The 25,069-nt window shown below is 65.3% G+C and carries 22 protein-coding genes and 1 pseudogene; 9 read left to right on the forward strand and 14 right to left on the reverse strand.

Translation table 11 applies throughout. The annotated features are described in order from the left end of the window. The first annotated feature begins 346 nt into the window (after window positions 1-346). Window positions 347-2,005, forward strand: a complete 1,659-nt coding sequence (locus LPB260_RS16915) for a nitrite/sulfite reductase (protein WP_208706970.1) — start codon at window positions 347-349, stop codon at window positions 2,003-2,005. Next, window positions 1,989-2,486: a DUF934 domain-containing protein gene (locus LPB260_RS16920; protein WP_208706971.1), complete on the forward strand. Its 498-nt coding sequence runs from the start codon at window positions 1,989-1,991 to the stop codon at window positions 2,484-2,486. Before LPB260_RS16915 ends, LPB260_RS16920 begins: the two co-directional genes overlap by 17 nt. Window positions 2,487-2,738: 252 nt before the next feature. Here the strand turns inward: LPB260_RS16920 and LPB260_RS16925 are convergent, their stop codons facing one another. Both LPB260_RS16925 and sohB read right to left on the reverse strand, forming a co-directional pair. Continuing rightward, window positions 2,739-3,731 (reverse strand): YhdH/YhfP family quinone oxidoreductase, encoded by a 993-nt coding sequence (locus LPB260_RS16925; protein WP_208706972.1) that lies wholly within the window; start codon window positions 3,729-3,731, stop codon window positions 2,739-2,741. Between the two features lie 27 nt (window positions 3,732-3,758). Further along, a complete protein-coding gene (gene sohB, locus LPB260_RS16930) occupies window positions 3,759-4,778 on the reverse strand; it encodes a protease SohB (RefSeq protein ID WP_208710015.1) in 1,020 nt (339 codons plus the stop codon). A 212-nt stretch (window positions 4,779-4,990) separates the two neighbouring features. On the opposite strand from sohB, the gene LPB260_RS16935 reads away from it, so the two are divergent. The 4 genes from LPB260_RS16935 (at window position 4,991) to LPB260_RS16950 (ending at window position 8,149) form a co-directional block, all read left to right on the forward strand. Next, the gene (locus tag LPB260_RS16935) at window positions 4,991-5,701 is read left to right on the forward strand and encodes a histidine phosphatase family protein (RefSeq protein WP_208706973.1); all 711 of its coding nucleotides are present in this window, start codon (window positions 4,991-4,993) and stop codon (window positions 5,699-5,701) included. A 58-nt stretch (window positions 5,702-5,759) separates the two neighbouring features. After that, complete coding sequence (locus tag LPB260_RS16940) at window positions 5,760-6,071, forward strand: SCP2 sterol-binding domain-containing protein (protein ID WP_208706974.1); 312 nt, start codon at window positions 5,760-5,762, stop codon at window positions 6,069-6,071. A 208-nt stretch (window positions 6,072-6,279) separates the two neighbouring features. Continuing rightward, entirely contained in the window at window positions 6,280-7,347 is a 1,068-nt protein-coding gene (locus tag LPB260_RS16945; RefSeq protein ID WP_208706975.1) for a phosphotransferase family protein, read from the forward strand. A gap of 34 nt (window positions 7,348-7,381) precedes the next feature. Continuing rightward, window positions 7,382-8,149 carry an SDR family oxidoreductase gene (locus tag LPB260_RS16950; RefSeq protein ID WP_208706976.1) on the forward strand — a complete coding sequence of 256 codons (768 nt, stop codon included), beginning with the start codon at window positions 7,382-7,384 and terminating at the stop codon, window positions 8,147-8,149. Between the two features lie 63 nt (window positions 8,150-8,212). On the opposite strand, the gene LPB260_RS16955 is transcribed toward LPB260_RS16950, so the two are convergent. Beyond that, on the reverse strand, window positions 8,213-8,860 hold the full coding sequence (locus tag LPB260_RS16955; RefSeq protein ID WP_208706977.1) for a hypothetical protein: 648 nt from the start codon (window positions 8,858-8,860) through the stop codon (window positions 8,213-8,215). A 100-nt stretch (window positions 8,861-8,960) separates the two neighbouring features. On the opposite strand from LPB260_RS16955, the gene LPB260_RS16960 reads away from it, so the two are divergent. After that, a complete protein-coding gene (locus LPB260_RS16960) occupies window positions 8,961-9,746 on the forward strand; it encodes a TSUP family transporter (RefSeq protein WP_208706978.1) in 786 nt (261 codons plus the stop codon). Here LPB260_RS16960 and nudC read toward each other — a convergent pair. The 4 genes from nudC to LPB260_RS16980 all read right to left on the reverse strand — a co-directional run bounded on the left by nudC (window position 9,714) and on the right by LPB260_RS16980 (window position 15,594). Continuing rightward, on the reverse strand, window positions 9,714-10,544 hold the full coding sequence (gene nudC / locus LPB260_RS16965; RefSeq protein WP_208706979.1) for an NAD(+) diphosphatase: 831 nt from the start codon (window positions 10,542-10,544) through the stop codon (window positions 9,714-9,716). The two genes, LPB260_RS16960 and nudC, sit on opposite strands and share 33 nt — an antisense overlap. Then, window positions 10,545-12,224, reverse strand: coding sequence for a ferrous iron transporter B (locus tag LPB260_RS16970; RefSeq protein WP_208706980.1), 1,680 nt, complete (start codon window positions 12,222-12,224; stop codon window positions 10,545-10,547). 50 nt (window positions 12,225-12,274) lie between these two features. Beyond that, window positions 12,275-13,087, reverse strand: coding sequence for a crotonase/enoyl-CoA hydratase family protein (locus LPB260_RS16975; protein ID WP_208706981.1), 813 nt, complete (start codon window positions 13,085-13,087; stop codon window positions 12,275-12,277). Between the two features lie 239 nt (window positions 13,088-13,326). Further along, window positions 13,327-15,594 (reverse strand): arginine/lysine/ornithine decarboxylase, encoded by a 2,268-nt coding sequence (locus LPB260_RS16980; protein ID WP_208706982.1) that lies wholly within the window; start codon window positions 15,592-15,594, stop codon window positions 13,327-13,329. 251 nt (window positions 15,595-15,845) lie between these two features. On the opposite strand from LPB260_RS16980, the gene LPB260_RS16985 reads away from it, so the two are divergent. Further along, window positions 15,846-16,943: a saccharopine dehydrogenase family protein gene (locus tag LPB260_RS16985; RefSeq protein ID WP_208706983.1), complete on the forward strand. Its 1,098-nt coding sequence runs from the start codon at window positions 15,846-15,848 to the stop codon at window positions 16,941-16,943. A 118-nt stretch (window positions 16,944-17,061) separates the two neighbouring features. Here the strand turns inward: LPB260_RS16985 and LPB260_RS16990 are convergent, their stop codons facing one another. The 5 genes from LPB260_RS16990 to LPB260_RS17010 form a co-directional block, all read right to left on the reverse strand. Beyond that, window positions 17,062-17,523, reverse strand: a complete 462-nt coding sequence (locus tag LPB260_RS16990; RefSeq protein ID WP_208706984.1) for an Lrp/AsnC family transcriptional regulator — start codon at window positions 17,521-17,523, stop codon at window positions 17,062-17,064. 205 nt (window positions 17,524-17,728) lie between these two features. Continuing rightward, on the reverse strand, window positions 17,729-18,418 hold the full coding sequence (locus tag LPB260_RS16995) for an ABC transporter permease (protein ID WP_208706985.1): 690 nt from the start codon (window positions 18,416-18,418) through the stop codon (window positions 17,729-17,731). Continuing rightward, window positions 18,415-19,110, reverse strand: a complete 696-nt coding sequence (locus tag LPB260_RS17000; protein WP_208706986.1) for an ABC transporter permease — start codon at window positions 19,108-19,110, stop codon at window positions 18,415-18,417. Before LPB260_RS17000 ends, LPB260_RS16995 begins: the two co-directional genes overlap by 4 nt. Before the next feature lie 58 nt (window positions 19,111-19,168). Then, window positions 19,169-19,921 carry an ABC transporter substrate-binding protein gene (locus tag LPB260_RS17005; RefSeq protein ID WP_208706987.1) on the reverse strand — a complete coding sequence of 251 codons (753 nt, stop codon included), beginning with the start codon at window positions 19,919-19,921 and terminating at the stop codon, window positions 19,169-19,171. Window positions 19,922-19,938: 17 nt separating this feature from the next. Next, window positions 19,939-20,712 (reverse strand): ABC transporter ATP-binding protein, encoded by a 774-nt coding sequence (locus tag LPB260_RS17010; RefSeq protein WP_208706988.1) that lies wholly within the window; start codon window positions 20,710-20,712, stop codon window positions 19,939-19,941. Window positions 20,713-21,071: 359 nt separating this feature from the next. Here LPB260_RS17010 and gfa point away from each other — a divergent pair, with 359 nt between their 5' ends. Then, window positions 21,072-21,650 carry an S-(hydroxymethyl)glutathione synthase gene (gfa, locus tag LPB260_RS17015; RefSeq protein ID WP_208706989.1) on the forward strand — a complete coding sequence of 193 codons (579 nt, stop codon included), beginning with the start codon at window positions 21,072-21,074 and terminating at the stop codon, window positions 21,648-21,650. 231 nt (window positions 21,651-21,881) lie between these two features. Here gfa and LPB260_RS17020 read toward each other — a convergent pair. Both LPB260_RS17020 and LPB260_RS17025 read right to left on the reverse strand, forming a co-directional pair. Continuing rightward, window positions 21,882-22,736: pseudogene (locus LPB260_RS17020) on the reverse strand (universal stress protein); the annotation flags it as partial. A gap of 749 nt (window positions 22,737-23,485) precedes the next feature. Continuing rightward, the gene (locus LPB260_RS17025; RefSeq protein WP_208706991.1) at window positions 23,486-24,907 is read right to left on the reverse strand and encodes a VOC family protein; all 1,422 of its coding nucleotides are present in this window, start codon (window positions 24,905-24,907) and stop codon (window positions 23,486-23,488) included. Between the last annotated feature and the right edge of the window lie 162 nt (window positions 24,908-25,069).

Consider the following 25,069-nt stretch of genomic DNA (forward strand, 5'->3'; position numbering starts at 1 on the left):
TTGCTGGCTGACCCAGAAAACCGCAGTACCGACGACTATCAGGATCAGGACGAAAATGGCCCTGGCGTCGACGACGCTGTCGCGGTTGTCCGGCTGGGTGTGTTCGGTCATTGGCTAGCCCCTTTTTGTGCTTATGGTCGGTTTGCCCCTGCAGTTAAGACCAGCGCAACGCCATGCTCAAGCGGTGGGGTTATGCTCCCCCTCTACTTAGCGTTAAAGGTTCTTTCCATATACTCAAACATCACTTTTGCGCATAACCCTGAGCTGGTATCTTCCCCCGACTCCTTACGGAGAGCGCGGCCGTGCGCGCTGATTTGCTGCAAGCAGCCTGATAACAGGACCCTTCATGTACGTATACGACCAGTACGACCAAACCATCATCGAGGACCGCGTCAAGCAGTTCCGTGATCAAACCCGCCGTTATCTGGCTGGCGAGCTGAGCGGCGAAGAGTTCCGCCCGCTGCGCCTGCAAAATGGCCTGTACATTCAGCGCTATGCGCCGATGCTGCGCGTCGCCGTGCCCTACGGCCTGCTGTCCTCGGCGCAGGTGCGCATGATGGCCAAGATCGCGCGCGACTACGACAAGGGCTACGCCCATATCAGCACCCGGCAGAACGTCCAGTTCAACTGGCCGGAGCTGGAAGATGTGCCGGAGATTCTCGCCGAGCTGGCCACCGTGCAGATGCACGCGATCCAGACCAGTGGCAACTGCATCCGCAACACCACCACCGACCAGTTCGCCGGCGTGGCCAAGGACGAGATCGTCGATCCGCGCCCCTGGTGCGAGATCATTCGCCAGTGGTCGACCTTCCACCCCGAATTCACCCACCTGCCACGCAAGTTCAAGATCGCAGTGAACGGCGCCGTCAGCGACCGCGCCGCGATTGAAGTACATGACATCGGCCTGGAAGCGGTGAAGAACGACGCCGGCGAGCTGGGTTTCCGCGTGTCGGTCGGCGGCGGCCTCGGTCGTACCCCGGTGGTCGGCAGCTTCATCAACGAGTTCCTGCCCTGGCAGCACCTGATCAGCTACCTCGATGCCATCCTGCGGGTCTACAACCGCTACGGTCGCCGCGACAACAAGTACAAGGCGCGCATCAAGATATTGGTCAAGGCCCTGACGCCCGAGGTGTTCGCCGAGCGCGTCAACGCCGAGTGGGCGCACCTGAAGGACGGGCCCACCACCCTGACCGAAGCCGAAGTGGCCCGCGTTGCCGCCCATTTCGTCGACCCGGACTACCGGGACCTGCAGGACCAGGAGGCCAGCCTGGCACAGCTCGACAGCGAGCACCCGGGCTTCGCCCGCTGGCGCCAGCGCAATACCTTCGCCCACAAGAAGCCCGGCTATGTCGCCGTGACCCTGTCACTCAAGCCAACCGGGGTCGCTCCGGGCGACGTCACCGACAAGCAGCTGGACGCCATCGCCGACCTGGCCGACCGCTACAGCTTCGGCGAGGTGCGCAACAGCCATAACCAGAACATCATCCTCGCCGATGTCGAACAGGCGCAGCTGTTCACCCTCTGGGGCGAACTGCGCGAGCAGGGCTTCGCCACGCCGAACGTCGGCCTGCTGACCGACATCATCTGTTGCCCGGGCGGCGACTTCTGCTCCCTGGCCAACGCCAAGTCGATCCCGGTAGCCGAGGCCATCCAGCGCCGCTTCGACGATCTCGACTACCTGTTCGACATCGGCAACATCGACCTGAACATCTCCGGCTGCATGAACGCCTGCGGCCATCACCATGTCGGCCATATCGGCATCCTCGGCGTGGACAAGAAGGGCCAGGAGTTCTACCAGGTCTCCCTCGGCGGCAGCTCCGGTCGCGACGCCAGCCTGGCGCAGATCCTCGGCCCGGCCTTCGCCCAGGACGACATGCCGGACGTGATCGACAAGATCATCAAGGTCTATGTCGAGCAACGCAGCGAAGAAGAAAGTTTCCTCGACACCTTCCGTCGTGTCGGTGTCGCACCGTTCAAGGAGCGCGTATATGCAGCGAATCATTAAGAACGGCCAGATAGTCGACGAAACCTGGCACCTGCTGCCCAAGGACGCCAGCTTCGACGAACTGCCCAACTGCGACGACCTGATCGTGCCCCTGGCCATGTGGGTCGATCATGGCCATGCCCTGAAGGCCCGCGACGGCGGCCTGGGCGTATGGCTGGAAGCTGGCGAGGAGATCGAGGAGATCGCCGATCAGCTGGACAACTTCCAGGTGATCGCCCTGAACTTTCCGGCCTTCACCGATGGCCGTCACTGCTCCACTGCCTACCTGCTGCGCACCCGCTATGGCTACAAGGGCGAAGTACGTGCCATCGGCGACATCCTGCGAGACCAGCTGTTCGCCCTCAAGCGCTGCGGCTTCGATGCCTTCGCCTTGCGTGAAGACAAAGACCCGCAGGATGCCCTGAAGGCGTTCGAGGAGTTCAGCGAGGTGTATCAGGCCTCCAGCGACCAGCCGCTGCCGCTGTTCCGCCGCCGCGCCTGATCGATCCGCCATACGAAGAAGCCCCGCCTTGCGGGGCTTCTTCGTTTCAGGCCCTGACGCTGCCCCGCATCGCGTCGCAATTGGTCGACTTTCGCCCTGGCAACACCATGGCCCGGCGCGGCTCGCAAAGGCTCTGGGCACTGCCTATGCCAGCGATAAAACGGTATCTCGCGGCGACATCACGCCGCACATCAGCCAGGCCTGAAACGCAGAGGCCCGGTCGAACCGGGCCTCTTTTCTTCACGGCATCAATCAGTCGAGCTTGACCAGCACACGGCCAACCTGCTGGCCGCCGAGTATCCGCCCGATGGCTTCCGGCAGTTGCGCCAGGCTGACCTCTGTGACCAGTTGCTCCAGGCCCTCGAGCTTCCATTGCAGCGACAGCTTGTCCCACATGGATGCCTTGACCACCAGGGGCAACTCCACCGAGTCGACACCGAGCAGGTTGACCCCGCGCAGGATGAACGGCAGCACGTTGCCCTTGAAGGCGACTCCGGCCGTCAGGCCGCAACAGGCGACACTGCCGCCGTAGCGCAAGGCCTTGACCACATTGAACAGGATGTCGCCGCCCACGGTATCCACCGCGCCGGCCCACTGCTCCTTGAGCATCGGACGCTCGCCGCCCTCCTGCAGCTCGCTGCGCAGCACGATGCGCTCGGCGCCCAGCTTCTTCAGGAACTCACCTTGCTCCGCCTTGCCGGTGGATGCCGCCACCTGGAAGCCCAGCTTGGCCAGCAGGGCCACCGCGACGCTGCCCACGCCCCCAGTGGCGCCGGTGACCAGAATGGGCCCGGCATCCGGGCTGACGCCTGCCTGCTCCAGCTTGTCGACACACAGCGCCGCGGTCAGGCCGGCGGTACCGAGCACCATGGCCTCGCGCAGAGACAGACCCTTGGGACGCTTGAGCGCCCAGGCCGCGGGAATGCGGATGTACTGGCCGAAGCCTCCCGCCGTATTCATACCCAGGTCGTAGCCGGTGACAATCACCTCATCGCCAGCACCGAACTCGGCGACGCTGGATTCCTCGACCACGCCGGCGGCATCGATGCCCGGCGTATGGGGGAACTGCTTGGTCACCCCGCGATTGCCGCTGGCGGACAACGCATCCTTGTAGTTCAACGAAGAGTACTGGACCCGAATCAGCAGCTCTCCGGCGGGTAACTCGCTGGTGTCACGCTCGACTATCGCCTGCTCGAACTCACCCGCCAGGCCTTCGCAAGCCTGCAATGCCAAGAACTTACCCATGTCGATACTCCTGTGACAGAAAATGGATTACCAGAAGCGCTGCTGGTTGAGGCGACTGAGCCAGTTCAGCAGGAAACGATCCAGGGCCATGCCGGCCGCCAGGCCGATGCGCTCCTGCAGGCTCTTTCTGGCGACGAAGTGCAGGTGGTACAGCTCGGCCTCCCTGGCCCGTGCGGCGAGGTATTCATCGCTGGTCTTGAGCTCATCGACCAGTTCCTTCTCCAGCGCCGCCAAACCCAGCCAGACTTCGCCCGTGGCGACTTCGTCGATCCGCAGTTGCGGGCGATAACGGGAAACGAAGCCCTTGAACAGCTCGTGGATGCTTTCCAGGTCGTCCTGGAACTTCTCCCGCCCCTTCTCGGTGTTCTCACCGAAGACCGTCAGGGTGCGCTTGTACTCACCAGCGGTAAGCACCTCGAAGTCGATGTTGTGCTTCTTCAGCAGGCGGTGCACGTTGGGCAGCTGCGCCACCACGCCGATCGAGCCGAGAATGGCGAAGGGCGCGGAGATGATCTTCTCACCGACGCAGGCCATCATGTAGCCGCCGCTGGCCGCGACCTTGTCGATGCACACGGTCAGGGGCACCCGCGCCTCGCGAATCCGCGCCAGTTGCGAGGCGGCCAGGCCATAGCTGTGCACCATGCCCCCGCCACTCTCCAGGCGCACAACCACCTCGTCCTGCGGCTTGGCCATGCTCAGCACGGCGGTGACCTCATGCCGCAGCTGGTCGACGGCAGAAGCCTTGAGGTCTCCATGGAAGTCCAGCACGAAGACCCGCGACTTGTGCCCGGCGGATTTCTTCGCCAGTTTCTCCGCCTTGGCCTCGGCCTTGTGCAGGCTCTTGAGCTGGTCCTTGTCCAGCACCGCCTGCTCCAGGCGCTGGCGCAGCTCCTTGTAGAAGTCGTTGAGCTTGTCCACCTGCAGCTGCCCGGGAGCCTTGCGCCCTTTGCCGCGCAACGCGACGCCTGCCGCCAGCAACACCAGCACGGCGACCACCAGGGTCACCACCTTAGCCAGAAAGCCCGCGTAATCAGCCAGAAACTCCACGTCCATCCCCCTCGTTGTCCATTCCAGTGCTTGGCCTCGCGCCGCGCCCGTGACGCTCAAGCATACCGACGCCGCCAGCCGCCGGCCACCTGCCTCGCCCGAGCCTCGACGACGCAGCGGACAATTCAAACAAGCGTATGTTTTTTCGTTGACAGCCCCCTGCGTTCCCCATAACCTCGCGAGACTTTCACCGCACCGGGACAGCAGCGGACGTGGGCAGCATCTACCTGATCCGACATGGTCAAGCCTCGTTTGGCGCCGACGATTACGACGTGCTGTCGCCCATCGGCATCCGCCAGGCCGAAGTGCTGGGCGCGCACCTTGCCGAGCTTGGTTTGCGCCTGGACCGCAGCATCAGCGGTGACCTGCGCCGGCAACAGCATACCGCCAACGCCGCCATGAGCCGATTGAGCGAAGCGGGAATCGCCGTACCGCCGCTGGAAATCGATGCAGCATTCAACGAGTTCGATGCCGATGCGGTGATCCGCGCCCTGCTCCCCGACTTGCTCCCCGAACAACCCGAAGCCCTGCAGGTGATGCGCAACGCCGCGCAGAACCGCGCCGAGTTCCAGCGCCTATTCGCTCTGGTGATCGGCCGCTGGCTTTCCGGTGACTACGACCAGCCCGGCCTGCAGAGCTGGCCAGGCTTTGTCGAGCAGGTGCAGGCCGGCTTTGCCCGCCTGCTGGAAAAGGCCGAGCGCGGACAGAACATCGCCCTGTTCACCTCCGGCGGTACCATTACCGCGCTGCTGCACCTGGTTACCGGCGTGGCGCCGGACAGGGCCTTCGAGCTGAACTGGCAGATCGTCAATACCTCCCTGAGTTGCCTGAAATTTCGCGGCAACCAGGTGAGCCTGGCTTCCTTCAACAGCCATGCGCACTTGCAGCTGTTGAAGGCGCCGGAACTCATCACCTTTCGCTGAGTACCGGCCCACTGCGCCCGACAGGGCGCGAGAAAAACTGAAAACAAAGGAAGAAACCATGAGCGTTGCAGACATCGTCCAAACCATGCAGTCCAAGTTCAACGCCGGTGCCGCCGCGGGCCTGGACCTGGTATTCCAGTTCAACATCGAAGACGGCGAGAACCACTACCTGGTGGTCAAGGACGGCACCTGCGACGTGCAGCAAGGTGACGCCGAGAACCCCAACGTGACCCTGATCATGGACACCGAGACCCTGAAGGGCATCACCAGCGGCGAGACCGATGGCATGCAGGCCTTCATGGCCGGCAAGCTGCGCGCCGAAGGCGACATGATGCTGGCGATGAAGCTGGGCGAGCTGTTCCCGGTCTAAGCCTGGGCACTTATCCAGTCGCACGAGAAACCGGAGTCCATGGCTCCGGTTTTTTTTGCCTGGCGTCCAGCCGCTTGCCGCGAATCAGGCAGCTTGATTGCCCGGCAACACGCCCGCCTATAAAGGCGTGTCGCGCTTGAGGCGGCCGAGACACAGCATTAGATTAGCCAATGATCCAGGCCAACGATTATAAGCAGAAGGGATGAACATGGCGCTTACTGACCAGTCGACCGGTATCCGTGAGGGCGAAGAGCTCGACGCCGGCATCATCGACCCTTACCTCAAGGCGCAGATTCCTGGCCTGAGCGGCACGCCACGGATCAGCCAGTTTCCCGGCGGCGCCTCGAACCTCACCTACCTGCTCGAATACCCGGAAAAGGAACTGGTCCTGCGTCGCCCGCCGTTCGGTCACAAGGCCAAGTCGGCCCACGACATGGGCCGCGAATACCGTATCCTCAATCGTCTCAATGCCGGCTTCCCTTATTGCCCGAAGGCCTACCTGCACTGCACCGACGAATCGGTGATCGGCGCCGAGTTCTACGTGATGGAGCGGGTCAACGGCATCATCCTGCGCTCGGACATGCCGGCCGAGCTGAACCTCGACGCCGACAAGACCCGCACCCTGTGCAAGAGCTTCATCGACAAGCTGGTCGAACTGCACAACGTCGATTACCAGGCCTGCGGCCTGGCAGACCTGGGCAAGCCCGAAGGTTACGTGGAACGCCAGATCCGCGGCTGGAGCGAGCGCTACGAGAAAGCCCTGACCCCCGATGCCCCGCTATGGCAGCCGGTCATGGCCTGGCTTAAGGAAAAGCGGCCGGCCGACCATCACAAGCCGGGCATCGTGCATAACGACTACCGCTTCGACAACGTGATTCTCGACCCGCGCAACCCCATGCAGATCATCGGCGTGCTGGACTGGGAACTCACCACCATCGGCGATCCACTGATGGACCTGGGCAATACCCTGGCCTACTGGATTGAGGCCGACGATCCAGCCCCCGTTCAGTTGATGCGCCGCCAGCCGAGCAACGCCCCCGGCATGCTCAGCCGCCGGGAGTTCGTCGAGTACTACGCCGAACGCGCCGGCATAAAGATCGACTGCATCGACTTCTACTACACCTACGGGCTGTTCCGCCTGGCCGGCATCGTCCAGCAGATCTACTACCGCTATTACCACGGCCAGACCAGGGACCCCCGCTTCGCCCAGTTCGTTCAGATGAACAAACTGCTGGAGCAAATGAGCCTGCAAGTCATCAACCAGTCGCAGCTGTAATCCGCCTCGGCACCTTTAGAAGAAGGGAAAGCGCATGTCCAAGACCCAACTGTTCGACCTCGACGGCAAGATCGCCTTCGTCTCCGGCGCCAGCCGCGGCATAGGCGAGGCCATCGCCAAGCTGCTGGCCCAGCAAGGCGCCCACGTGATCGTCTCCAGCCGCAAGCTCGACGGCTGCCAGGCGGTCGCCGACGCGATCATCGCCGACGGCGGCCAGGCCACCGCCATCCCCTGCCATATCGGCGAGATGGAGCAGATTCAAGGCGTCTTCGCGCAGATCCGCGAGCAATTCGGCCGCCTCGACATCCTGGTCAACAACGCGGCCACCAATCCGCAGTTCTGCAACGTGCTCGACACCGACCTGTCGGCCTTCCAGAAGACCGTCGACGTGAACATCCGCGGCTACTACTTCATGTCGATCGAAGGCGGCAAGCTGATGAAACAGAATGGTGGCGGCAGCATCATCAACGTCGCCTCGATCAACGGCGTGTCGCCCGGCGAGTTCCAGGGCATCTATTCTGTGACCAAGGCCGCGGTGATCAGCATGACCAAGGTGTTCGCCAAGGAGTGCGCGCAGTTCGGCATCCGCTGCAACGCCTTGCTGCCTGGCCTGACCGATACCAAGTTCGCCTCGGCGCTGACCCAGAACGACGCCATTCTCAATATCGCCCTGCAACGCATCCCGCTCAAGCGCGTCGCCGCTCCCAGCGAGATGGCCGGCGCCGTTCTGTACCTGGCCAGCGATGCTTCCAGCTACACCACCGGGGTGGCGCTCAATGTCGATGGCGGCTTCCTCTCCTGAGCTGATTCCAAGCCACGAAAAAAAGGGACCCTAGGGTCCCTTTTTCGATTCCTGCTCAGGAGTCTACTGCCAGTCCTGCAACGCCTGTTTGGCTGCCTGGTTCAGCGGCTCCGCCAGCAGACCGGTCGACGTCAGGCTGACGGCGTACACCGCGCCGTCAGCCACCGGCAGGTAGGTCACGCGCAGCGCCTGGGGATCGAACATGAACAAGTCATGTTGGCCCAGCCGCAGCCAACGCCACAGGTCCACCCCATAGGGGCTGCGCGCCAATTCGACCCGGGCATGCTGGGCCTGCGACTGCTGCTCGATGGTGAGGAAACGTCCCGACAGCTTTTCCAGGCGGTAGCCCGGCTGCAGGCCGATCAACGCAGCCAGCCCCTTCCACTGCAGGAGCCGCGCATCCAGCTGCCACAGATCGCCCTGGAAGGTGAAACTGCGCTCGCGACGGCCCTCCAGCAGGCTGGCCCGATAGGCCGCCCCATCGGCCTGGAATGTCAGCGTCACCAGGGGCTTGCCTTCCGCGATCGGCTCGTAGCTGGACAGGTCATAGGCCACCAGGCCGACCACCCCGGACAAGGCGACGAACGCCAGGCCGCAGGTGCCGCGTAACCAGCCGAGCAACCAGCGTCCGCCGAACAGGATGCGCACGGCCACCGCTATCGCCAGCAGCGCCAGTAATGCGGTCGCCCATGCCAGACCGTCGTACTGCATAGATTCCATTCCTTCTACCGGGAAATGCCGGCATTATGCGCTGCCGGGCCGCGTCGCGAACAGCGCGCGCGCCGCACAATAGGACACAGGTCGTCTTTTTATGCCCCTTCCATTCGAGCTGGCCGTCGACCCGAGCGTACTGGCCATTCTCGCCCTGGTCGCCTTCACCGCCGGCTTTATCGACGCCATCGCCGGTGGCGGCGGCCTGCTGACCATCCCGGCCCTGCTGACCGCCGGTCTGCCGCCCCACCTGGTGCTGGGCACCAACAAGCTGTGCGCCACCTTCGGCGCGGCCACGGCCAGCTACACCTTCTACCGGCGCAAGCTGTTCGCCCCGGCGCAGTGGCGCAACGCCCTGATCGGCACGGCCATCGGCGCCCTGCTCGGCGCCGCCGTCGCCCACTGGATGCCGGCGGCCTGGCTGAATCAGCTACTGCCTGCAGTGGTGTTCGCCTGCGGACTCTATCTGCTGTTCGGCCGAGCGCCGGAGGCCTCGGGGGACGCCCCGGCGCCACCGGCCCGCGGTCGTCAGTGGCCACAGGGCCTGGGACTGGGCTTCTACGATGGCATAGCCGGCCCGGGCACCGGTGCCTTCTGGACGGTCAGCAACCTGCTGCTCTACCCCCTGGACCTGCTGCGCGCCAGCGGCGTGGCGCGCAGCATGAACTTCGTCAGCAATGCCTGCGCCCTAGTGGTCTTCATCGGCACCGGACAGGTGGCCTGGGTGCTCGGGCTGAGCATGGGCGTGGCGCTGATGGCCGGCGCCTATCTCGGCGCGCGCACGGCGATCGGCGGCGGCTCGAAGTTCATCCGCCCGGTGTTCATCCTGGTGGTGTTGGCGCTGACCGCGCGCCTAGCCTGGCAGCACTGGTTCGGGCAGGCCTAGACGGCGAGCGACGTAGAGGTCGATCAGGTAGCGGGCGATGGAGCGTGGCGCCGGCAGGGGTGGCAGGCTGTGCACACTGAACCACTGGGCGTCCTCGATCTCCTCCACCTGCATGACGATCTCACCGCCGGCGTACTCGGCGTGGAAACCCAGCATCAGCGAGTGCGGGAAAGGCCAGCCCTGGCTGCCCAGGTACTGCAGGTTGCGGACCTCGACACCGACCTCCTCGCGCACCTCGCGGGCAACGCACTGCTCGACCGACTCGCCAGCCTCGACGAACCCAGCCAGGGTGCTGTAGACGCCGCTGACGAAGCGTGGCGAACGGGCCAGAAGCACTTCGTCGCCGCGGGTGACCAATACGATCATGCTCGGCGATAGGCGCGGGTAGTGCCGCACCTCGCAACGCGGGCAATGCATCGCCCGCTCCCCCGCCAACGCCTGCATGGCTCCGCCGCAGCTGCCGCAGAAGCGATGCTGACGGGCCCAGGTGCCGATCTGGGTGGCGTAGCTGAGCAGGCGGAAGATGTCCTCCTCGCCTTGCAGCATGACCTGGCGCAGGCTCTGCCAGGCACAACCGGGCAGTAGCAGCGGCTGCTCCAGCTCCAGCAGGTAGACCGCCTCACCATCGAAATGACCGATGCCATGTTCGGCGACAATGGGCAGATCCTGCTGCTTCAGCCAGTGACGGGGAAACAGCAGGCCGTTGCTGTCGCCGAGGAACTGCTGCTGGCAGTGCAGCAGCGCCCAGCCGCCGGGCTGCCGACTGTCGAGCAGGGCCGGCTGCCAGTGCCGGCTCATCTAGACGGCCACCTTCATGCCAAGGGCGCGAACGCTGTCGGCAGCCAGGTCGAGCACGCTCGGCTGGGTCTCCGGGCGCAACACTGCGCCGGCTTCCAGGTAGTACTCCAGGCTGCTCAGGGCGTCGGCCAGGGTTTCCAGCATCTGCTCGGATGGCATCTGCGGGGTGTCGAGCATCTGCCGCTGAATGTACTCGGCGCAGGCGCCGACCAGTTCTGCAGCGCGCTCCTGACCGAGGAACCACAGCCCCCCGCGCACCGCCTGCAGGCTGAACGGCACATTGGACAGGTGCATGCGGTCGCCGCTCGACTCCAGGTAGGCGGTGATCGCGCGCTTGGCCAGGGCCAGGCCGGCACGGGCCTCGTCCACCACCACGATGCGCGCCTCGTTGAGCTGGTGCAGGGCGAAGGATTCGGCCTCGTGCCCCGGTTTCGCCTGGGCCGGACGGCTGTCGCGGCGTTCGCCGCTCTCCAGGCTGGCCACCATGCCTTCGACATAGAGCACCGCTTCGGCCAAGCGGTTCAGCTCGGCAGTCGGCGGCACCACCTCCTCGCGCCAGCCGGCAACCGTCTGCAGTTGCGCCGCCAGCGAGTTGCCGGCCGAGCTGAGGCCGACCATGGCGAGGGTCTTGCTCAGCTTGCCGAGCAAGGCGTGCAGACTGCTTAGGCTCTCGGCCTGCACCGTGCCGCGCTCGATCAGATCGAGCATGTCCTTGAGACCGGTCAGCTCTTCGCGAATCGCCGAACTGAGCGAGCGCATCACCGCCTGACCGGGACCGGCCAGGCGCCGGTACTCCTCCTCCAGCAGGTGATCGGTGAATGGCAAGGGCGTGAGGCCGAAGACTTCCCGCACCGGCGTGACTGTGGGCCCACGACTGTCGCCCAGGGCGACCAGATAGAGCAGCTCCTTGAGCAGGCTGCGTGAGGTCTCATGCTGCTCGTTGGCCAGCATCGACTTGAGTTCGCGGTCGACTCTGGAGAACAGCTGCTTGCGCGACTTTCGCGCCAGCATGCGGCCGTCGACCTGGGCCTCCAGGGCCGCCGCGGCGATCCAGCACAGACGCCCGCGCGGCTCACCGCCATACAGGCCGTCCAGACGGTTCATCGCACGCGCCATGAGTTTCAGGCTGGCCTTGGGATTCTGCTCGCGGATGAAGCCGAGCAGGCCCACTTGGTACATATGCCGCAGACGCTTGGCCTCGACGGCCCTGGCCGCCGCATCGAGGGCTGGCGCGTCACGATGCGGGCGCTGCTGGTCGAGGCGCACGCTGAAGAAGAAGCTCTCGGGCAGCCCGGGCTGACCACCGGCCTGACGCAGGTCGTTGATCGCCGGCAACAGCAGCTCGGGCATCTCCTGGCGGTTGGCGTCGACGCTCTCCAGATAGCGGCGCAGCACGTGCAGGGCATTGCTCAGTGCCGAAAGCTGCACGTCGCGCTCGCTGCCGGCGCCGGCGGGAATATCGGTGGCCTGGTCGAGCACTTCCTGGGCCAGCAGCTCCGCCCCGGTCAGTTCGATCAGGTTGAGCGCGCCGCGCACCTGCTGCAGGCCCTCCACCGCCTGCTGCAACAGGCTGCCGTTGTCACGCTCGGCGATGAACTGCTCCAGGCTGGACTCGGCCTCCTCCATGGTGGTGAACAGCTCATCACGCACCAGGCTCAGCGACGTGGCTCCTGAAACCATGGGCTAATGCGCCTCCCGCGCCGATAGAGAAGAGGATCGCGGACAGCGCATCAGTCGGCGAACTCCGGCTTCTGCTTGCTCATGTGGGCGGCCATGGCCACCCGCAGGTCGACGGACTGCAGCATCGCGGCGTTCCAGGTGGCGACGTACTCCAGGCCATCGTCGACCCGATGGTCACGCATGTAGCGGATCATCTCCTTGGTACCGCGCACGGCGATCGGCGACTTGGCGGCGATCTCGCGGGCGATGTCCATCACCCCGTCGAGCAGCGCCGAGGCATCACCGAAGGTGCGGTTGACCAGGCCGATGCGGTGGGCCTCTTCGCCGTCGATGGTCCGCCCGGTGTACGCCAACTCGCGCATCATGCCGTCGCCAATGATGCGCGGTAGGCGCTGCAACGTGCCGACATCGGCGGCCATGCCGATGTCGATTTCCTTGATCGAGAACTGCGCATCGACGCTGGCGTAGCGCATGTCGCAGGCGGCGATCAGGTCGATGGCGCCGCCCAGGCAGTAACCCTGGATCGCCGCCAGCACCGGCTTGCGGCAGCGGTCGACGGCATTGAAGGAGGCCTGCAGTTCGAGGATCTTGCGGCGCAGCGCCTCGGCATTGCGACCGACGTCCTTGCCCAGCTGACTGCCGACCTGGGCCAGCAGCATCAGGTCGATGCCGGACGAGAAATGCTTGCCGGCCCCTGACAGGACCACCACCCGCACCTCGTCGGTGGCATCGGCCCAGCGGAATATCTCGATGATCTCCGACCAGAAATCGGCGTTCATCGCGTTGACTTTTTCCGGGCGATTGATCACGACATGGGCGATCTTATCTGCCAACTCGACGCGGAAGGCTTTGTAGTCGGACACGGCAGTCATCCTCAAGCAGAAGGCGCGGGCGCGCTTAGAAAGATTCTTATGATATGAACCGGCCAACTATAACAAGGACAGTGTCAATGTCGATGCCATCCACTGTGACGCAGGGCACGCCATGCAACTTCAGTCGGAATTTGAGTCCCGGCGTTAAGCATTTGATCTGTCGAGGATACTAGCACCGGTCAGCGCGCCGCACCGGCGCCGCTTGAGGGCCCTGGCGCGGCAGGCGGCGCCTAGGCCTTGATGCAGTCCACCGTGTACAGGGCGCCCTGCGGGCCGTCCTGGCGTTGCAGCCCATGCACGTCCGCATCGAAGCCGGGGAAGCTGTGGTCGAAGGTACGGGCGAACTCCAGATAATCGATGATCGCGCGGGTGGCCGGGGTGAAGCGCTCGCCCGGCATGATCAAGGGGATGCCGGGCGGATAAGGCACCAGCATCACTGCGGCGATGCGGCCGTCGAGCCGGTCGATCGGCACCGCCTCGACCTCGCCGCGCACCAACTGGTCGTAGGCATCGGCCGGTTTCATCGCCACCTCCGGCAGCACCGTGTACATGCGCTTGAGCGCCTTGGCCGTGGCGTTCTCGCGGTAGCAGCCGTGCAACGCGTCGCACAGGTCGCGCAGGCCCATGCCCTGGTACTGCGCGCCGCCTGCCCTGGCGATGGACGGCAGGGCATCGGCCAGTGCCAGGTTGGCGTCGTAACTGCGCTTGAACTCCAGCAACTCGGTCAGCAGGGTGCTCCACTTGCCCTTGGTGATGCCCATGGAGAACAGCACGAGGAAGGAGTACAGCCCGGTCTTCTCCACCACCAGGCCACGCTCCCAGAGGAACTTGCCGACCACGGCAGCGGGTATCCCGCACTGGTCCAGCTTGCCGCCGGCGGTCAGCCCCGGCGTGACCAGGGTGACCTTGATCGGATCGAGCAGCACATAGTCCTCGGCCACTTCGCCGAAGCCATGCCACTCGGCCTGCGGCTGCAGCAGCCAGTCGCCGGTCGCCACCTCCTCGGCGCCCTCGGCCCGCGGCGGCTGCCAGATGCTGAACCACCAGTCGTCGGCCTTGAGGTTCTGCCGCAGATGGGCCAGGGCGCGGCGAAAGCTCAGCGCCTCATCGAAGGTCTCCTGGATCAGCGAGCGCCCGGCCGGCCCCTCCATCATCGCCGAGGCTACGTCGAGCGAGGCGATGATGCCGTACTGCGGCGAAGTGGAGATGTGCATCATGAAGGCTTCGTTGAAGCGGTCGCAGTCCAGCTGACGGCTGCCGCTGTCCTGCACGTGGATCATCGAGGCCTGGCTGAAGGCCGCCAGCAGCTTGTGGGTGGAATGGGTGGTGAACACCAGCGGGCCCTCGGCCTCACGCGAGGTGCCCATGCCGTAGCGCCCGGCATAGAACTCATGGAAGGCCGCATAGGCGTACCAGGCCTCGTCGAAATGCAACACCTCGACACTGTCGCCCAGGACCTGCTTGATCAGCTCGGCGTTGTAGCACAGGCCGTCGTAGGTCGAGTTGGTCACCACGGCGAGCTTGACCTTCGCCGCCGCGCCACCCGCGCGCGCCTGGGCCAGCGGGCTGGCGGCGATCTTGGCGCGGATAGACTCGGCGGAGAACTCGCTGAGCGGGATCGGCCCGATGATGCCCAGCTCGTTGCGTTCGGGGCTCAAGTACAGGGGGATGGCCCCGGTCATGATGATCGAGTGGAGGATCGACTTGTGGCAGTTGCGGTCGACCAGCACCAGGTCGTCGCGGGCGACCATGCTGTGCCAGACGATCTTGTTCGCCGTCGAGGTGCCATTGATCACGAAATAGGTGTGGTCGGCGCCGAAATTGCGCGCCGCACGCGCCTCCGCCTCGGCCAGGGGGCCGGTGTGGTCGAGCAGCGAGCCCAGCTCCGGCACCGACACCGACAGGTCCGAGCGCAGCGTGTTCTCGCCGAAGAACTGGTGGAAGGCCTGCCCCACCGGGCTCTTGCGGTAGGCCACGCCACCGCCGTGGCCGGGCGTGTGCCAGGAGTAGTTGGACTGCGCGGTGTGCTGCACCAGGGCCTTGAAGAACGGCGGCAGCAGGCCGTCCAGATAGTTGCGCGCGGCGCGGGCGACCTGGCGGGCGAGGAAGGGCACGGTGTCCTCGAACAGGTAGAGGATGCCGCGCAGCTGGTTGAGATCGTTCATCGCCTCGGCCGGCGCGTTCTCGATGGTGACCTGCTCGCCGAGGGCGAAGATCGGCAGCTGCGGCGCGCGCGTGCGGGCGATGCGGATCAGCTCGACCATGTCCTCCAGCAGGTGCTTGTTCTCCCCCGCCCCCTCGGCCGTCACCAGGATGCAGGCCAGGCCGTGGTGGGTCGAGGCGACGATGCGCCCTTCGGCGGCACTGGCGGTGGAGACGATGCTGAAGCCGTCCTGCTCCAGCTCCCGGGCGATCGCGCGCACCCGCTCGCCGGCCACGGTGTCGGCCTTGATGTCGCGGTGCACGATGAGCACGGGGAACTTGAGGTCTTTGTACATGGCGGTTCCTGCTCGGCTATGGCGCGCTTGCCTGTCCCTCAGGGTAGAAGGTCCAGGGTGCCATGTGACAAGAAAGTTATAAGACCCGCCGCGTACTGCCGTCCGCAGTCACGACCGGATTCGACTAAACGCATCACAAGCACGTCATATCGACTCACAAGCCAATCTTTTTGATGTTTTATGAGTCTTATTGTCGAACCAACTGCCCTTTAGACTGGCCACATCTGAACGCAACCTTGGAGATAACAACAATGAACGTCCTCCTGCTCGGCGCGGGCCACATCGGCTACACCATCGCCCAACTGCTGCACAAATCCGGCGACTACCGGGTGCTGGTAGCCGACCGCGACGCCACCTCGCTGAAAGCCATCGCCGACCTGGGCATCGCCACCCGCGAACTCGACTCGGCCGACAGCGGCGCCCTGGAAGCCGCCATGCAGGGCCAGGATGCGGTGCTCAACGCCCTGCCCTACCACATGGCCATCGGCGTGGCCAAGGCAGCCAAGGCCACCGCCACCCACTACTTCGACCTGACCGAAGACGTGCACGCGACCAAGACCATCATGGAGCTGGCCAAGGACGCCAAGACCGCGTTCATGCCGCAGTGTGGCCTGGCCCCGGGCTTCATCGGCATCGCCGCCCACTCCCTGGCGCGTCACTTCGACAGCGTGCGCGAGGTCAAGATGCGCGTCGGCGCCCTGCCCGAGTTCCCCACCAACGCCCTGAAGTACAACCTGACCTGGAGCGTCGACGGCCTGGTCAACGAGTACTGCCACCCCTGCGAGGCGATCCGCAACGGCAAGCTGCAGATGGTCCAGCCGCTGGAAGGTCTGGAGCACTTCTCCCTGGACGGCGTCGAGTACGAGGCCTTCAACACCTCCGGCGGCCTCGGCACCCTGTGCGAGACCCTGCAAGGCAAGGTCGAGGTGCTCGACTACAAGACCGTGCGCTACCCGGGCCACCGCGACCTGATGAAGTTCCTCCTGGAAGACCTGCGCCTGTCGGCCAACCAGGACAAGCTCAAGGACATCCTGCGCGGCGCGGTGCCCAGCACCATGCAGGACGTGGTGCTGGTGTTCGTCACCGTCAATGGCCTGCGCGGCGGCAAGCTGGTGCAGGAAGTGTTCAGCCGCAAGATCTTCGCCGCCGAACAGAACGGCCGCCTGACCAGCGCCATCCAGATCACCACCGCCGCCGGCATCTGCGCCGCCCTGGACCTGTTCCGCGAGCAGCGCCTGCCGCAAGCGGGCTTCATCAGCCAGGAGCAGGTGTCCCTGGAGGACTTCCTGGCCAACCGTTTCGGTCAGGCCTACGAGGAGCAAGAGGTGCAGACTCAAGAGGCCGCCTAAGCCTCGGCGAGTCACCGATCCCCGGTCGCCGGCAGCTCTGCCGGCGACCGGGGATTTTTCGTTTGGTCATCCGTTTCCCAGCCCGGCGCAGGCCAGGCGCCCGCCCAACCATTCCTGCCTAGAGCTTCTGTCCGCGATCCAGCTTGCACGACAGGATGATCGAGGTGGTGGTCTTCTCCACCCCGTCGACTTCGCCGATCTCGTCCAGCAACTGGTCGAGGCGCTCCGGCGAGTCGGCCCGCAGCCAGGCGACGAAATCGAACTCCCCACTGACCGTACACAACTGCTGCACCTCGGCCATGCTGGTCAGGCGGCGCAGCACTTCCTTGCCCGAGCGCGGCTGCAGGGTGATGCCCACGTAAGCCTGCAGGCCGCCATCCAGCACACGCTGGCCCAGACGCAGGCCGTAGCCGGTGATGACCTTGTGCTTTTCCAGGCGGGCGATGCGCGAGATCACCGTGGTGCGGGCGATCCCCAACTTGCGCGCCAGCATGGCCACGCTCTCGCGGGCATTGAGTTGCAACGCGGCGATCAGCTGACGATCGATGTCATCCAGGCGCAGCGGGTTCAAATCAGACATTCAGGACCAACCTCAAGAACTCACAAGACAACGAAACGCCGCCCGGCAAGGCCGGCCAGCGTTGGCAAATTACTGATTCCGCTACGACTCGGGCGCCTTCCTAAGGAGGCGCCCGAGTCGTCCTGGCTGACGGCCAGGGCGCCACTGCAGTCTGCTTATCCGCCGGCGCCGCGTAAAGGCACCGGCCGCACCGGGCGCGAGCGGCTCAACGACCCTGACAGGCATCCACCCGCAGACGCCGTTCCAGCAGGCGGAAGGCGTGCACCAGCAGATAGGCCGCCAGCAGGTAGAACATGCCGGCGGCGAAGAAGATCTCCACCGGCTGGTAGGTGCGGGCGATGATGGTGCGCGACATGCCGGTCAGCTCCAGCAGGGTGATGGTGCTGGCCAGGGCGCTGGCCTTGAGCATCAGGATCACCTCGTTGCTGTAGGCCGGCAGGCCGATGCGCGCCGCCCGCGGCAGGACGATGTAGAGCAAGGTCTGCCAGCGCGCCATGCCCAGCGCTCGCGCCGCCTCGATCTCCCCCGGCGGCACGGCCTGGATGGCGCCACGCAGGATCTCGGCGATATAGGCCGCGGTGTGCAGGGTCAGGGTGATGATGGCGCACCAGTAGGCATCACGCAGGTAGGGCCACAGCGGCCCCTCGCGCACCGCCTCGAATTGCGCCAGGCCGTAGTAGACCAGGAACAGCTGCACCAGCAGCGGCGTGCCGCGGAAGAAGAAGATATAGCCGTAGGGCAAGGCGCGCAGCCACCAGTGCCGCGAGGCCCGCGCTATGCCCAGGGGCAACGCCAGGATCAGCCCGGCGATCACCGCGATGCCGACCAGCTCGAGGGTCAGCCAGGCGCCCTCGAGAATCCGCGGCAGCCATTTGATGATCAGTTCCCAGTTCATGCGGCAGCCCTCAGGAAGCCACGGCTGGCACGCTTCTCGAGCAGGTGCAGGCCGATCATGGCGAGGATGGTCAGGCTCAGGTAGATGAACGCGGCCACCAGAAAGAAGGTGAAGGGTTCCTTGCTCGAGGTCACGGCGATCTGCGAACGGCGCATGATCTCCTCCAGGCCGATCACCGAGACCAGCGCGGTGTCCTTCATCAGGATCATGAACAGGTTGCCCAGCCCCGGCAGGGCGATGCGCCACATTTGCGGCAGGATCAGGCGCCAGAAGATTCGTGGCTTGGACAGGCCGAGGGCCTGCCCCGCCTCACGATGGCCCCTGGGGATGGCCAGGATGGCGCCACGGAACACCTCGGTGGCGTAGGCGCCGAAGCACAGGCCGAGGGCGATGGTACCGGCGGCGAAGGGCGACAGCTCCAGGCTGGCCACGCCGAGCAGGTCGGCCAGGCTGCGCATCAGGCTGACCGTGCCGAAGTAGATCAGCAGCACCCAGAGCAGCTCGGGCACGCCGCGCACCAGGGTCGAATAGGTGCCGCCCAGCCACTGCAGCGGCTTGTACGGCGAAGTCTTGGCCAGGGCGCCGAGCAGGCCCAATACCAGGCCCAGGGACAGCGACGCGAGCGCCAGCTTGATGGTCATCAAGGCACCGGCGAGCAGCGCCGGGCCGAATCCGTAGAGATCGAGAGTCATGATTCAAACCACCGCAGGGGGCTGGTACGGCAGCGGCGGCCGCACCAGCCGGTGCCGATCAGTAGATGCTGAAGGGGAAATACTTGTCGTTGATCTGCTTGTAGGTACCGTCGGCGACGATCTCCTTCAAGGCAACATTGAGCTTCTCGCGCAGCGGCTCGCCCTTGCGCACGGCGATACCGATCTTGTCGTTGTCGAACACCGGCTCGCCCTTGAACTCGAAGCCCTTGCCGGCATCGCTCTTGAGCCATTCCCAGTTGACGAAGGTGTCGGCCAGCACACCGTCGAGGCGACCGGACGTGAGGTCCAGGTAGGCGTTCTCCTGGGTGTCGTAGAGCTTGATGTCGACCACGCCGTCGAGGTTGTCTTCCAGCCAGGTACCGGCGATGGTCGCGCGCTGGGCGCCGATCACCTTGTCCTTGAGGCTGGCCTCGTCGGTCTTGAACTCGCCGCCCTTGGGCGCGATGAACTGCAGCTTGTTGGTGTAGTAGGGCTCGGTGAAGTCGACTGCCTGCTGGCGCTCCTCGGTGATCGACATCGAGGCCACCAGGAAGTCGAACTTCCTGGCGTTCAGCGCCGGGATGATGCCGTCCCAGTCGGAGGTGACCACTTCGCATTCGGCCTGCATCTTGGCGCACAGGGCCTGGGCGATCTCGATGTCGAAGCCGACCACCTGGCCATCGGCGTCGATCAGGTTGAACGGCGGGTAGGCGCCTTCGGTGCCGATCTTCAGCTTGTCGGCGGCCACGGCGCTGGTGCCGAAAGCCAGGGTGGCGGCCGCAGCCAGCAGGATCTTCTTGTAGTTATGCATGCGATGTAGCTCCATTTTCAGTGGTTACTGGACATGAACTGCTTGCAGCGTGCCGACTGCGGGTTGTCGAACACCTGTTCCGGCGGGCCCTGCTCCTCGACCAGGCCCTGGTGCAGGAACACCACCTCACTGGACACCTGGCGGGCAAAGTTCATCTCGTGGGTCACCAGCAGCATGGTGCGCCCCTCTTCGGCCAGGGCGCGGATCACGCTGAGCACTTCCTGGACCATTTCCGGATCGAGGGCCGAGGTCGGCTCGTCGAACAGGATCACCTTTGGCTCCATGCACAGGGTGCGGGCGATGGCCGCGCGCTGCTGCTGGCCGCCGGACAGCTGGTTGGGGTAGACATGGCGCTTGTCGGCGATGCCGACCTTGGCCAGCAAGGCCTCGGCGCGCTCGGTGGCCTCGGCCTTGCTCAGGCCCAGTACCCGGCGCGGCGCCTCGGTGATGTTGTCGAGCACGCTCATGTGCGGCCACAGGTTGAAGCTCTGGAAGACGAAGCCCAGCTCGCTGCGCAGGCGGTTGATCTGCTTGCTGCTGGCCGCCTGCAGGTCGCCGGCTGCGCCCTTCTTGAGCAGCAGCTCCTCGCCATTGACGATGATCTGCCCGCGGTGAGGGTTTTCCAGCAGGTTGATGCAGCGCAGGAAGGTGCTCTTGCCGGAACCGGAGGAGCCGAGGATGGAGATCACGTCACCGTCACGGGCATTCAGCGAGATGCCCTTGAGCACCTCGTGATCGCCGTAGCGCTTGTGCAGATCACGGATCTCCAGGGCGAACGGGGAGCTGGTCATGCAGTACCTCTTATTATTCTTTTTAAGCCTGGCAAATACTGCCGGCCGTCACGGCCATCCACCTAACACTCAGGCGTCATCGACGGCCTTAATGGCGTCATTCTTGCCCCGCGAAAGCACTGCTGCAGCCTTTCCAGACCCATCCAGCAGCGCCGCTGGCTACCGATCTAAACAAGGATGGGTACGCGCCTCAAACGAAAAGAAGGACTCGGTTCATTCCAAAATCTATGGAACTGCAAGGACTGCGGCGGTGCCGCCAGAGGCCGGCCAAGCCCTGCCGATCGACGGTAGCAGGCTGGCGAGCACGGGGGCTGCCCCGCGCTACGCTCATAGTGTTGGCATCGTTAAGGAGGTGAGAAATGACCAGCGCATTCTCGATTCACCCATCGGTGGACAACGGCATCCAGCCGGGCGCCGATGACTTCGCCGGCGGCACGCTGGCCTGTCACTGTTCCCAGAATCCGGTCAAGGTCAGGGTCGACGCCCAGTCGGCGCACAATCACGCCTGTGGCTGCACCAAGTGCTGGAAGCCCAGGGGCGCGCTGTTCTCCCTGGTAGCAGTGGTGCCGCGCGACAAACTGCGGGTCAGCGAGCATGCCGAGAAGCTCGAAGTGGTCGACCCCGGCGCTACCATCCAGCGCCACGCCTGCCGCGAGTGCGGCGTGCACCTGTACGGGCGCATCGAGAACAGCGCCCACCCCCTCTACGGACTGGACTTCATCCACACCGAACTGTCGCCGGACAAGGGCTGGTCGGCCCCGCAGTTCGCCGCCTTCGTCTCCTCGATCATCGAGTCGGGCACCGATCCGGCGTTGATGGGCGAGGTCCGCGCCCGCCTCAAGGCGCTCGGCCTGGAGCCCTACGATTGCCTGTCGCCGCCCCTGATGGACGCCATCGCCACCCACCTGGCCAAGGCCTCCGGCGCGCTGAAGAGCTGAATTCGGCCTACCGGCCCGAGGCCGCGGGACGGGCTCGCGGCATTGGCCGGTACGCCGGCAGGTAGCCAAGGCACGGACAGCTCGCGCCCCTCAGCGCGCCTGCAGCCCCGGCCCGCTGGGCTGCGGCTCGGCTTCGTCCGGGCCTTCCTCGGGCTCGACCTGCTTGCGTACGCGTGCAGCATGGCTGTAGGGCCAGGAGTGTATCGCCGAGTCCAGCTCCGGGCTCACCGGCGCCGCCAGTTCTTCCAGATGATTGATCACGTCGGCGGGCTTGAGCACCAGCACGTCGCACTCCAGGCTGTCGAGCACGGTTTCCGCCGTGTTGCCGATCAGCGCCCCCGACAGGCCGCTGCGCGCCACGCTGCCGATCACCGTCAGTGACACGTCCAGCCTATGGGCGACCGCGGGGATCAGCACGTCGGCGGGGCCCTCCTCGATGTGTAAATGTTCGTCGTCGATGCCGTACTCGGCCTGCAGCACCCGGCATTGCTTGCGGTACAGGGCCAGGATGCTGTCCTTGACCTGGAACACCGGATCGGGCGCCAGGAGCTCGGGACAGGGGTGGGCCGACATCAGGTGCAGGGTGCCGCCGGTCATGTTGGCGATGTCATGGCCGTGACCGACGATCCCGGCATGCAGCACGCGGTGATCGACGTCGTCGTTGCCCGCATCGATGGCGGCGAGAATACTGCCGCCCTGCCAGGACGCGGTCGTCTTCACGATCAGCACCGGGCAGGGACAGAAGCGCAGCAGCTTCCAGTCCTCGGAGGGCAGCAGGGTCTTGCTCAGGCGGGTATCGCGCCGGTGCTGCTTGATCACCAGGCCGCAGCCCTGGGCCTGCTGCACGGCGATGATGGTCCGGTGCTGACCGCCATGCCAGGCCTGCTCGGCGCTGACACTGAAGCCCTGGCCCTGCAGGGCTTCGCGGGTCTCGCCAAGGAGGGTCGAATAGTCGTTCTTCTTGTCGCACACCAACACGTGCAGGTGCGACTGCGTGGTGTTGGCGATCAGCTTGGCTCGGTCGAGGACCAGGGCCGGGGACTGCTCTGGATCCATCACCACCAGGGTATTGCGAATGGTTTGCATGACTAACGTCCTGTGCGTAAGGGGATCTGTAGCGCTCGGCGGCAGGTAGCGTCCGGGCCTTGACTCGGGCGCAGCCGCTTGCCGCTTCGTCGAGCGATCTACGGGTCACTGGTTCGGCGAGGACGGCCAGGAAACGACTTCGATGAAATCTGCTTTGAATGCTTGGGCTGGCGAAGCCTACCGCGCGCTCGTCCCGCGGATTCGGGGCGTCGCTACTGGATGTGGATGCCGTCACTCAGGCGCCGCTCTCGCGAACCAGCGCTGTGCTGCGGTGCATCGACTTATGACGTGAAAGAGCGCTGTGCAGTCCATCTGCAGGCACCCTCGGCATGATTCGCGTGCCTGGGCGGTCGGCTGGCGTTGAGTGGAGCGGATTGACCATTCGTCAGGCGTCGCCCGTCGGCGTCCTCAAGCCAGCTTCCGAAGACACCCCGGAGTCAAACCCGGGTATCGATCACGGCGCTCATCGGCGACTGCATTGCAAAACGATGGTTCGTGGGCACGGGTCTGTTTACCCGCCCCACGTTTCAGTGTGGTCGCTGTGCCGCAGCCCGCCACCACCGCTAGTCGATTGGCGCGCTGGCGAGGTGCCACCGGACGGGCCATGAAGGCACTCGCCCGACCCTGTTGCCACGCCTGTCGGCTTTACGCATCCAGGCCGCGCGCCGGGCGCAAAGCGCCCGGCCAGAGGCGCCGACAGGTAGGCGAAGGGCCACGCGTTGTGATCGACGGCGGGCCTCGTCCGCGGCTCAGGCGAGTGCCGGCAGGCCCAGCGCCTCGGCGCATTGCGCCAGCGAGCGCTGCTGGGTTTCGGCGTACAGCGCCAGCTCGTCGAGCACCGGCGCGCCCAGGTCGCGCTCGAAGGCTTCGCGGTTGGCGCTCGCGCCATAGCTGTCGCGGGCGTTGTCGCCGAGGTTGGACTGGAAGATGCCGGCGGCGCTGACCGGCAGGAAGTCCTCGTAGACCAGTGGCTCGCACTGCAGGTGGCCGGCGGCCAGCAGCGCCTCGAGTTCCTGGGCCAGCTCGCCCCGCGCCTTGGCAGCCAGGCCCTGCTCGGTGACGAAGTAACGGAAGTAGGCCAGCCCCTGCCGGCGCAGGCTGGCGTAGTCATCGGGGAACGCCTGGAATTGCTGGCTGAGCGTGGCCATATAGGCCGCCGCGCCCTCCTCGTTCGGCGCGCCACCAGCCACCTTGCGGGTGGCCTCGAGCAGGCGGTCATACAGCGCCCGGCCCCGCGGGGTGAGGGCCACGCCACGCTGCTCGATCTCGCCGAAGCGCGCGGTGTGGCTGCCCAGCGCACCGCTGCCGTCCGCCTCGACGAACGTCACCGCCTCCTGCAGGGCCTTGAAGCTGGTCTGCCGCAGCAGGATCGGGCAGCGCCGCGGTGGCGGCCCTTCGATCACCGCCTTCGGGCTGATGCCGCGACCCTGCATGCCGGCCTGCACCGCGTCGATATCCAGGGTGCGCGGAGTCAGGTGATTGATGTGCGGCCCCTTGAACGCCACCACATCGGCGATCAGCCGGTGCTGGTCGCTCAACTGCTGGTACAGCGCGGCACCGACGGTGGCCTCGCGGTGCCAGCGGAAGGTCTCCAGGGCCTGCTGGACGAACTCGTCCGCCTCGCCCGCGTTCAGGCCGCCGGCCGCCTCGGCCCGCTCGATCAGCTGCAGGGCGCGGGGGGTAAAGATATTGCGCCGCGCGAGGATGCCCGCGGCCAGTTCGCGCAGCTCGCGGTTCTCGATCAGCTCCAGGCGCAACAACGAGGTGAACACGCGGAACGGGCTGTGTTGCAACGACGCCTCATGGGTGGCGCGAAACGCGGTGGAATGTACCGGCACGCCGGCACAGGCCAAATCGTAATAGCCCACCGGATACATGCCCATGACCGCGAACAGGCGGCGCATGGTGGCCAGTTCGGCGGCGCTGCCCAGGCGAATGGCGCCGTGGCGCTCCATGTCCAGGCGCTGGATCTCGCCGGTGGCGCTGAGCCGCGCGGCCAGCTGCCGGTCCTGCGCCAGGGTCTGGGCGTTGACCTCCCCCACTAGCTCCAGCAGCGCGCCGTACAACGGCACCTCGGCCTGGTACATGGCCGACATGGCGCGGGAGAACTGCGCGCGGATCTCATCGGGACTAACCAGCGCATCCGGGTTAGCGGCAGCTTGAACGCTCATGGGAACTCGACTCCTTGCATCGCCTGGACAGGGTGGCCGGCAACCCCCAGGGGGTTGGTATTCCAGCCATTCATGGGAAACATTCTGGCGAGCGGAATAGGCCGTTTCAAACGACTAATCCTCAGCTGTTCATTCCCTTAAAGAATCCACCGGCAGGCGCTG

This window comes from Pseudomonas sp. LPB0260 (assembly GCF_013388395.1).